The 9,170-nt window shown below is 69.1% G+C and carries 7 protein-coding genes; 1 reads left to right on the top strand and 6 read right to left on the bottom strand.

Annotated elements, in window-relative coordinates:
- Nucleotides 1–124: 124 nt before the first annotated feature.
- The 6 genes from ACFPZ3_RS55525 to ACFPZ3_RS55500 all read right to left on the bottom strand — a co-directional run bounded on the left by ACFPZ3_RS55525 (nucleotide 125) and on the right by ACFPZ3_RS55500 (nucleotide 6,969).
- Nucleotides 125–1,405 carry a thymidine phosphorylase gene (locus ACFPZ3_RS55525; protein ID WP_379522545.1) on the bottom strand — a complete coding sequence of 427 codons (1,281 nt, stop codon included), beginning with the start codon at nucleotides 1,403–1,405 and terminating at the stop codon, nucleotides 125–127.
- On the bottom strand, nucleotides 1,405–1,800 hold the full coding sequence (locus ACFPZ3_RS55520) for a cytidine deaminase (RefSeq protein ID WP_379522544.1): 396 nt from the start codon (nucleotides 1,798–1,800) through the stop codon (nucleotides 1,405–1,407). The genes ACFPZ3_RS55525 and ACFPZ3_RS55520 overlap by 1 nt, the downstream gene beginning before the upstream one ends.
- Entirely contained in the window at nucleotides 1,797–3,077 is a 1,281-nt protein-coding gene (locus ACFPZ3_RS55515) for an ABC transporter permease (RefSeq protein WP_379522543.1), read from the bottom strand. Before ACFPZ3_RS55515 ends, ACFPZ3_RS55520 begins: the two co-directional genes overlap by 4 nt.
- Entirely contained in the window at nucleotides 3,074–4,216 is a 1,143-nt protein-coding gene (locus ACFPZ3_RS55510) for an ABC transporter permease (protein WP_379522542.1), read from the bottom strand. The genes ACFPZ3_RS55515 and ACFPZ3_RS55510 overlap by 4 nt, the downstream gene beginning before the upstream one ends.
- A complete protein-coding gene (locus ACFPZ3_RS55505; RefSeq protein ID WP_379522541.1) occupies nucleotides 4,216–5,823 on the bottom strand; it encodes an ABC transporter ATP-binding protein in 1,608 nt (535 codons plus the stop codon). Before ACFPZ3_RS55505 ends, ACFPZ3_RS55510 begins: the two co-directional genes overlap by 1 nt.
- An 81-nt stretch (nucleotides 5,824–5,904) precedes the next feature.
- Nucleotides 5,905–6,969: a BMP family lipoprotein gene (locus tag ACFPZ3_RS55500; RefSeq protein WP_379522540.1), complete on the bottom strand. Its 1,065-nt coding sequence runs from the start codon at nucleotides 6,967–6,969 to the stop codon at nucleotides 5,905–5,907.
- A gap of 286 nt (nucleotides 6,970–7,255) precedes the next feature.
- On the opposite strand from ACFPZ3_RS55500, the gene ACFPZ3_RS55495 reads away from it, so the two are divergent.
- Nucleotides 7,256–9,133: a Xaa-Pro dipeptidyl-peptidase gene (locus ACFPZ3_RS55495; RefSeq protein WP_379522539.1), complete on the top strand. Its 1,878-nt coding sequence runs from the start codon at nucleotides 7,256–7,258 to the stop codon at nucleotides 9,131–9,133.
- Nucleotides 9,134–9,170 lie beyond the last annotated feature (37 nt).

Below are 9,170 nucleotides of genomic sequence, written 5' to 3'. Positions count from 1 at the left end.
CAATCATCACCAAAAACGATCAAGAAAACACGGCTTGACATCCATAGGAGCATCCCTTCAGTGGCGAGCCGCCGCCACGCGAGCCCACCTTGCCCGGATTCCGTGGTCGACAGCCCGGCGGGAGTTACGAGGCGGTGATGCGGTCGATGATCAGTGGGAGTTGTTCCCCGGAAGCCTGGCCCACCGCGTAGGCGCCTTCCAGCGCCGACAGGGCCCGCTCGAACCGTGAGGTCTCGTCCGCGTGCAAGGTCATCAACGGCTGGCCGGCCCGCACGAGATCCCCCGGCTTGGCATGCAGCACGACCCCGGCCCCGAACGAGACGGGATCCTCCTTGCGGGCCCGTCCGGCGCCGAGCCGCCAGGCCGCCAGGCCCACCGCGTAGGCGTCCAGCCGGGTCAGCACCCCGGACGACGGCACCTCCACGGTCAGCGTCTCGGCCGCCCGGGGCAGCAGGGCGTCAGGGTCCCCGCCCTGCGCGGAGATCATCCGCCGCCAGGCGTCCATGGCGGAGCCGTCCTGCAGAGCCTTCGCCGGGTCCTTGGGCGAGGACACCCCGGCGGCCGACAACATCTCCCGCGCCAGCCGTACGGTCAGCTCCACCACGTCGGCGGGCCCGCCGCCGGCCAGCACCTCGACCGACTCCTCGACCTCCAGCGCGTTCCCCACGGCCCGCCCCAGCGGCCGGTCCATGGCCGTCATCAGGGCGACCGTGCGCACCCCTGCGTCCGTGCCGAGGGCGACCATGGTCTCGGCCAGTTCCCTGGCCATCGGGACGGTCTTCATGAACGCCCCCGAGCCCACCTTCACGTCGAGGACGAGCGAACCGGTGCCCTCGGCGATCTTCTTGGACATGATCGAGGAGGCGATCAGCGGGATGGACTCGACGGTGCCGGTGACGTCGCGCAGGGCGTACAACTTCTTGTCGGCCGGCGCCAGGCCGGAGCCGGCGGCGCAGACGACGGCGCCCGCCGTGCGCAGGACGCCGAGCATCTCGTCGCCCGAGAGGGAGGCCCGCCAGCCGGGGATCGACTCCAGCTTGTCCAGGGTGCCGCCGGTGTGGCCGAGGCCGCGGCCGGAGAGTTGCGGCACGTACGCCCCGCAGGCCGCCACCACCGGCGCCAGCGGGAGCGTGATCTTGTCGCCGACCCCGCCCGTCGAGTGTTTGTCGGCGGTGGGCCGGTCGAGGCCGGACCAGTCCATACGTTCGCCGGAGCGGATCATGGCCTGGGTCCAGTCGGCGATCTCGCGCCGGTTCATGCCGTTCAGCAGGATCGCCATGGCCAGCGCGGACATCTGCTCGTCGGCGACGTCGCCGGCCGTGTACGCGCCGAGCACCCAGTCGATCTGCCCGGTGGTGAGCTCTCCCCTGTCCCGCTTGGCGCGGATGACCTCGATGGCGTCCATCACGTGCTCCTGCTGAGGTCCTGGGGCCCGAACGCGTACGGGAGGATCTCGGCCATCGGCTTGGGCCCGTCCTCGGTCTCGACCAGCAGGTCGGGCCCGCCGAACTCGTACAGGAGCTGACGGCAGCGCCCGCACGGCATCAGCAGCTCACCGTGGCCGTCCACGCAGGTGAAGGCCACGAGACGGCCGCCGCCCGAGCGCTGCAACGCCGAGACGAGGCCGCACTCGGCGCACAGGCCCAGGCCGTAGGAGGCGTTCTCGACGTTGCAGCCGGTGACGATCCGCCCGTCCTCCACCACTGCGGCGGCGCCCACGGGAAATTTCGAGTACGGCGCGTACGCGTGCCGCATGGCCTCCGCGGCCTCGTCGCGCAGGCCGTCCCAGTCGATGTTCAATGTTGTTCCCCCCGGCGATAGCTCACGCCGTCGGCCTTGGGCATCCGCAGGCGTTGCGAAGCGACCAGGAGCACGAGCAGCGTGAGCACGTGTGGCGTGATGAAGACGAACTCGTTGGGCAACTTGTCCACGGTGAGCCAGAGCCAGAACAGCAGGGCCGCGCCGACCACGGCGGCGCCCATCTGGGTGTACTGCCTGGCGCCCCTGACGACCAGCTCGGCCGGCTGGTCTGAGGCGAGCAGGCGGCGGATCCGCAGGGCGAGATAGACCAGCAGGAGCACCGCACCGAACAGGAAGAACGAGGTGACGGCCTCCGAGCTGCGCAGTTGCAGGCCGTCGGCGTAGCCGAACAGGGCGGCGCCGGCCGCGAGCCCGCCCGGACGCCAGTTCCCGAAGATCATGGCGGCCAGGCCGATGAACCCGCGCCCGGCCGTCTGGCCCTCGACGTACTTGGTGGAGACGAAGACCAGGAACACGCCGCCGAGCCCGGCGAAGGCGCCGGAGATGATGACGGCGACGTACTTGATCAGGTAGACGTTCACGCCCAGCGACTCGGCCGCCCACGGGTTCTCGCCCGCCGAACGCAGCCGAAGGCCGAAGGCCGTGTGCCAGAGCACGAAGTACGTCAGCGGCAGCAGCAGGACGGCCAGGATCACCAGCACGTTGACGCCGTGGGTGAGGCCGCGCAGGATCCCCGCCACGTCGGACAGCAGGAACCAGTGGGTGTTCTCCAGCAGGCCGAGCACGTCGGGGCCGCCGGAGAACAGCGGCAGGCTGACCTCCGGCGGGTTCGAGGCCAGCGCGGGCGAGGTGGTGATGCCGGCACCCGCGTCGGAGGCGGGCGTGCCCTCCTTGTAGAGGACCTCGGACAGGAACCGGGTGACGCCGGGGCCGAGCAGGTTGATCGCGACGCCGCTGATGATGTGGTCCACGCCGAACGACACGGTCGCGATCGCGTGCAGGAGCCCGCCGAGCGCGCCACCGAGCAGTCCGGCGACCAGCGCGGCCACCGGGCCCCACTGGTATCCGGCCCAGCCGGCGAACCAGGTGCCGAGCACCATCATGCCTTCGAGGCCGATGTTGACCACGCCGGCCCGCTCGGCCCACAGGCCGCCGAGACCGGCCAGGCCGATCGGCACCGCGAGCAGCAGCGCGGCGGCGAACGTGCCGGAGGAGGTGATGTCATTCTCGCCCGTCACGATCCGCACGAGCGACATCAGCAGGATGAGCGCGGCGATGCCGATGAGCACCACGTGGTATTTGCCGACCCTGGTCATGCGGTCACCTCAACGGGAGTGTTCCTGCCGAGCTGCTGGGCGGCCCGCCGTTCTTCCAGTCTGAGGGCGATCCGCTTCGTCACCTCGTTGGCCATGACGACCAGCAGCACGATCGCGCCCTGGATGATCGTGACGACGGACGCGGGGACGTCCGCGAACTGCAGCGCGCCCTGCGCCCGGTCGAGGAAGGCGAACAGCAGCGCGGCGATCGCGATTCCGACGGGCTTGTTCCGGCCGAGCAGGGCCACGGCGATGCCGAGGAAGCCCAGGCCGGCGGTGAAGTTGGAGTTGTAGGCACCCGAGGAGCCGAGGATCTCGGGCAGGCCGATGAGTCCGGCGATCGCGCCGGACATCACCATCGCCGCGATCACCATGGTCTTGGGGTTGACGCCCGAGGCGAGCGCGGCGGGGGCGTTGAGCCCGCTGGCCTTGACGTTGAAGCCGAAGCGGGTGCGTTCCAGCACCAGCCAGACCCCCAGGCCGAGCACGACGGCCACGAGAAGGAAGCCCCACAGGCCGCCTTCACGGGTGGGCGGGAGCAGGCCGAACCACTCGAAAACCGCGTTCAGGTTGGGGAACATGGCCGAGTCGGGGAGCGGCGGTGTGGTCACGTTGACATCGGTCTTCGCACGTTCGCCGGCGAAGAGGCCCCGGACGAGATAGGACGACAGGTTGATCGCGATGTAGTTGAGCATGATCGTGGCGATGACCTCGTTCACGCCCCTGGTGACCTTCATGACGGCGGGGATGAGCGCGTACAGACCACCGGCCAGCGCCGCCACCACGATGATCACCGGGATCTGGATCCACGACGGCGCCGTGAACGTCGAGCCCACGTACGCCGCGCAGATGGCCGCGATCCGGTACTGGCCCTCGACGCCGATGTTGAAGAGGTTCATGCGGAAGCCGACAGCCACCGCCAGACCGGCGATGAACAGCGGCACAGCCCGGTTGAGGAAGGTGGCGATGGAGTTGGACTGCGCCCGCTCGCTCGTCCCGAAGTCGAAGAAGGCGGCCAGCGCGTCCAGCGGGCTCCCGCCCGCGATGATGATCGCCACGCTGCAGATCGCGATCGCCAGGAGGATGGCGACGACGGCGCCGGCGACGGTGAGCAGCGCCCGGTTGAGCCCGGCGGGCATCACGTCTCCTCAGTGCCGGCGATGGCGCCGGTCATGTAGCCGCCCAGCCGTTCGGGCGTGACGTCGGAAGGGTCGAGCGCGGCCACGAGCCGGCCCCGGTAGATGACCTGGATCGTGTCGGACAGGCCGATCAGCTCGTCGAGGTCGGCGGAGATGAGCAGCACCGCGAGCCCGGCGGCGCGGGCGTCGCGCAGGTGGTCCCAGATCGCGGCCTGGGCGCCGACGTCCACACCCCGGGTGGGGTGGGCGGCGATGAGGAAGGCCGGCTCGCCGCTCATCTCGCGGCCCACGATCAGCTTCTGCTGGTTGCCCCCGGACAGGGCCAGGGCCAGGGTTTCGACGCTGGGCGTGCGTACGTCGTAGTCCTTGACGATGCGCTCGGTGTCGGCCTTCGAGGCCCGCCTGTCGACCCAGATGCCGCTGCGCGCGGGCCTTCTGGTCTGGTGGCCGAGGATCCGGTTCTCCCAGAGGGACGCCTCCAGGAGCAGGCCCTGGCGGTGGCGGTCCTCGGGGATGTAGCCGATGCCGGACTCCCTGCGCCTCAGCGTGGACCAGGCGGTCATGTCGCGGCCGTCCAGCTCGACCCGGCCGTGGGCCGGGCGGATGCCCATGACGGCCTCGATGAGCTCGGACTGGCCGTTGCCCTCGACGCCGGCGATGCCGAGGATCTCGCCCTTGTGGATGTCGAACGACACGTCGTCGAGGAGCAGGCGTTTGCCCTCTTGGCGGAGCTTGTCGGCGTACAGGCTGACGGGGGTGCCCTTGGGCACCGGGCGGAAACCGTCGGCCTCCACGGTGAGGCTGGAGACCTTCAGCGCCACCGTGTCGGTCACGGTGGACTCGCGGGTCTCGGGTGTGGGCAGCTCGCTGCCGACCATCAGCTCGGCGAGCTGACGCGCGGTGACCTCGCCCGGGTTCACGCTGGCGACCGTGGTGCCGCGCCGGATGACGGTGATCGCATCGGCGATGCCGAGCACCTCGTCCAGCTTGTGCGAGATGAAGATGACGGTCAGGCCCTCGGACTTGAGCTCGCGCAGGTTCTGGAAGAGCTCCTCGACCTCCTGCGGCACGAGCACGGCCGTCGGCTCGTCGAGGATGAGGATGCGGGCGCCGCGGTAGAGGACCTTGAGGATCTCCACGCGCTGCCGGTCGCCGACGCCGAGGTCCTCGACGAGCTTGTCCGGGTCGACCCGCAGGCCGTGGGTGGCGGCCAGTTCGGTGATGCGCCGACGGGCGGCGGCCCTGTCGAGCGTGCCGAGCTTCCTGGGCTCGGCCCCGAGCACGATGTTCTCCAGGACCGTGAAGTTGTCGGCGAGCATGAAGTGCTGGTGCACCATGCCGATTCCGACCCCGATGGCGTCGCTCGGCGTGCGGAAGCTGACCTCCGCGCCGTTGACCTTGATGGTGCCCTCGTCCGGCTTCTGCATGCCGTAGAGGATCTTCATCAGGGTGGACTTGCCCGCGCCGTTCTCCCCGACGATGGCGTGTACCGTGCCGGGCTGGACGGTGATGCGGATGTCGTGGTTCGCGACGACACCGGGGAAACGCTTGGTGATGCCCTCAAGCTCTACGGCGGGTTTCACCGTGGCCAAGGTGTCAGCACTCATCTGCCTCTCCTACAGGGGGGCGGCATAGACAGAAGGCCCGAAGTCCGGACTCCGGGCCCTCAGCTGTCTCTTCTACCCCGGTTACGGCTTGGCGGGAACCGTGATTTTGCCGTCGACGATGTCCTTCTTGGCAGCGTCGAGCTTGTCCTTGATGTCGTCGATCTCGCCGCCTGTGGTGGACAGGCCCACGCCGTCGACCTTCAGGTCGTAGATGACGTCCGAGCCGCCCTTGGCGCCGCCCTGGAAGGCCTTGATGAACTCGAACACGCCGACGTCCACGCGCTTGAGCATCGAGGTCATGATGACCGGCTGCAGGTCGGTCTCCTTGACCGTCTGGCGCTGGTCGGAGTCGACGCCGATGGCCTTCTTCTTGGCCGCCGCCGCCGCCTGGAACACGCCGAGGCCGGAGTCACCGGCGGCGTGGTAGACGATGTCCGCGCCGTCCTGGAACATCTTCTCGGCCGCGACCTTGCCCTTGTCGGGGGCCTTGAAGCCGGTGAAGTCGCCGTCAGGGGTGAGGTACTTGATGTCGATCTTGGCGTCCGCCTTGACCGACTTCACGCCGGCCACGAAGCCCGCCTCGAACTTCCTGATCAGGTCGCTCTCGACGCCGCCGACGAAGCCGACGTGGCCGCTCTCCGCCTTGGTCGCCGCGGCGACGCCCGCCAGGTAGGAGCCCTGCTCCTCGGCGAACAGCAGACCGGTCACGTTGGGCGCGTTGGAGGCGGAGTCCACGACCGCGAACTGGATGTCCGGGTATTCGGTGGCGGCCTTCTTGATGTCCTCGGCGTAGGCGAAGCCGACCCCGATGATCGGGTTGTACTCGGCGTCCGCGAGCTGCCGCAGCAGGTCACCGCGGTTGGAGCCGTCAGCGGACGGGCTCAGCTCCTTGATCTCGGCGCCCAGTTCCGTCTTGGCCTTCTCCAGGCCGGCGTAGGCCGCGTCGTTGAAGGACTTGTCACCCCGCCCGCCGACGTCGAACGCGAGACCCACCTTGAGAGAGGCCTTCGGCGCCTCGCTGCTCGCGCCGGTCGGCTCCTGGCTGGCCGTGGTGCCCCCGCCGCCGCCACCACACGCGGCCGCTGCCATGAGCATGACGCCGGCGACCGAGCCGAGCGCCAACCTGTTGAATCGCTTGCCGAGCAAGGCGACTCCTTCCATTTCCCCGCCGTCGAATCTCATCGCAGGCGCGAAGAAACGTACGGCACCTGCACGGAAGATAGTTGCTTGACCAGGGCGAACCAAACCGGCGCACAGGGTCGCAACCTGTCCGTTATCGACATCACTCGCGTCCGTGACCTGAGACCCCATCACGGAGCGCAACCCACACACGGGAAGATTTGCCCAATTTTGGGACACGATCACCTCTTGTCCAGGAGGCGATCGTGACGGAGATTCCCACAGACAGTGGAAATCTCGCATCGGAGCCCGCATGCACCTTCGTACCATTCTCGCCGTGCCGCTGGCCGCGTTACTCGTCGCGTCCATGACCGGCACCACTCCCGCCACAGCCGCCGCCCCGGCCATCAGGATCGGGAACAACGCCACCCAGCCGGTCTTCTCCCGGGCCGACGCCGTCAAACAGACGGTGTTCGTCGAGGTCGCGGGGACCGACAGCGACAACGACGGCGCGCCCGACCGGGTGGCCGTGGACATCCTGCGACCCAAGGAGACCGACGAGGGACTCAAGGTCCCGGTGATCATGGAGGCGAGCCCCTACTACGCCCCCGGCAACGACGTCGCCAACCACCCCGTGGACGTGGACGAGAACGGCAACCCGCTGCCCGCACTGACCGCCCTGTCGGCCAGGGCGGCCGAGCCGTTCGACGGCTACTACGACAACTACTTCCTGCCCCGCGGCTACGCCATCGCCCTGGTGGAGAACGTGGGCAGCGCCCGCGCCACCGGCTGCCCGACCTCGGGCGACCGCAACGAGACCGCCGGCCCGAAGGCCGCCATCGACTGGCTGAACGGCCGCGCCAAAGGCTTCGACCCCGCCGGGAACCCGGTCGAGGCCACCTGGTCGACGGGCAAGGTCGGCATGATCGGCGTCTCCTACAACGGCACGCTGCCGAACGCGGTCGCCGCGACCGGCGTGGAGGGCCTGAAGACGATCGTCCCGATCGCCGCCATCTCCAGCTGGTACGACTACTACCGCGCCAACGGCGGCGTCCTGGCCCCCGGCGGCTTCCAGGGCGAGGACCTGGACGTGCTCGCCAAATACGTGCTGACCAGGGAGAACGGCCAGGAGGCCTGCGGCGCGGTGATCGACAGGATCACCGCGACCCAGGACCGGATCACCGGCGACTACAGCCGATTCTGGGACGATCGCAACTATCTCAAGGACGTGCGCAAGGTCAAGGCCAGCGTCTTCCTGGTGCACGGGCTCAACGACTGGAATGTCAAGACCAAGCAGTTCGCGCAGTGGTGGTACGCCCTGGCCAAGCAGCACGTGCCGCGCAAGATCTGGCTGCACCAAGGCACCCACATGAGCCCCTTCAACTTCCGCACGGCCGAATGGCTGCGCCAGCTCCACGGCTGGTTCGACTACTGGCTGTACGGGATCGACTCGGGCATCATGCGTGAGCCGCAGGCGGACGTGGAGTCCGCCGCCGGCCAGTGGGCCCAGCACGCCTCGTGGCCGCTTCCCGGCACGGTCACGGTGCCGCTCCACCCGGGCTCCGGCTCGACGCTCGGCCTGCTGCCGCGTCCGCGTTCGGCCAAGGAGTCGTTCGTCGACCAGAAGGCCAGGACGGCCGAGCAACTCGTGGAGGCGGTGGGGGCGGATCCGAACCGGCTGGCGTACTCGACCGGTGCCCTGCCCGCCGACGTGCGGATCTCGGGCACGCCCACCGTCTCGGTGCGGGCCTCGCTGAAGGACGGGGCGTCGCCGTACCTGACGGCGCTGCTGGTAGACTACGGCACCGACGTCCGCCCGAACGGCACCCTGGTCTCGACCGGCCAGAACTACTGTTACGGCGAGGGCATTCCGGGTGACACGGGCTGTACGGTCCTCAGGACGCTCGGCACCGCCACGACCCCGTACAAGATCGTCACCAGGGGCTGGCTGGACGTCCGCAACCGTGACCGCCCGGACAGGACCGAGCCGATCAGGGCCGGCAAGGACTACACCTTCGCGTGGGACTTCCAGCCGACGGACTACATCTTCAAGAAGGGCCACCGGCTGGGCCTGGTGATCATCTCGACCGACTACGACTACACCCTGCGTTACCCGCCGGGCACCAGGATCACGGTCTCGCCGGGACAGTCGTCCCTGCGCCTGCCCGTGACCTTCGGCAAACTGCTCTAGGCCCCGTCCCTGTCCCATCTCCCTCTCGGGGGAGGGA

This window comes from Nonomuraea insulae, from assembly GCF_042656245.1.
The sequence above is the reverse complement of the archived record's forward strand: the minus strand, read 5'-3'. Positions and strand labels throughout refer to the sequence as shown.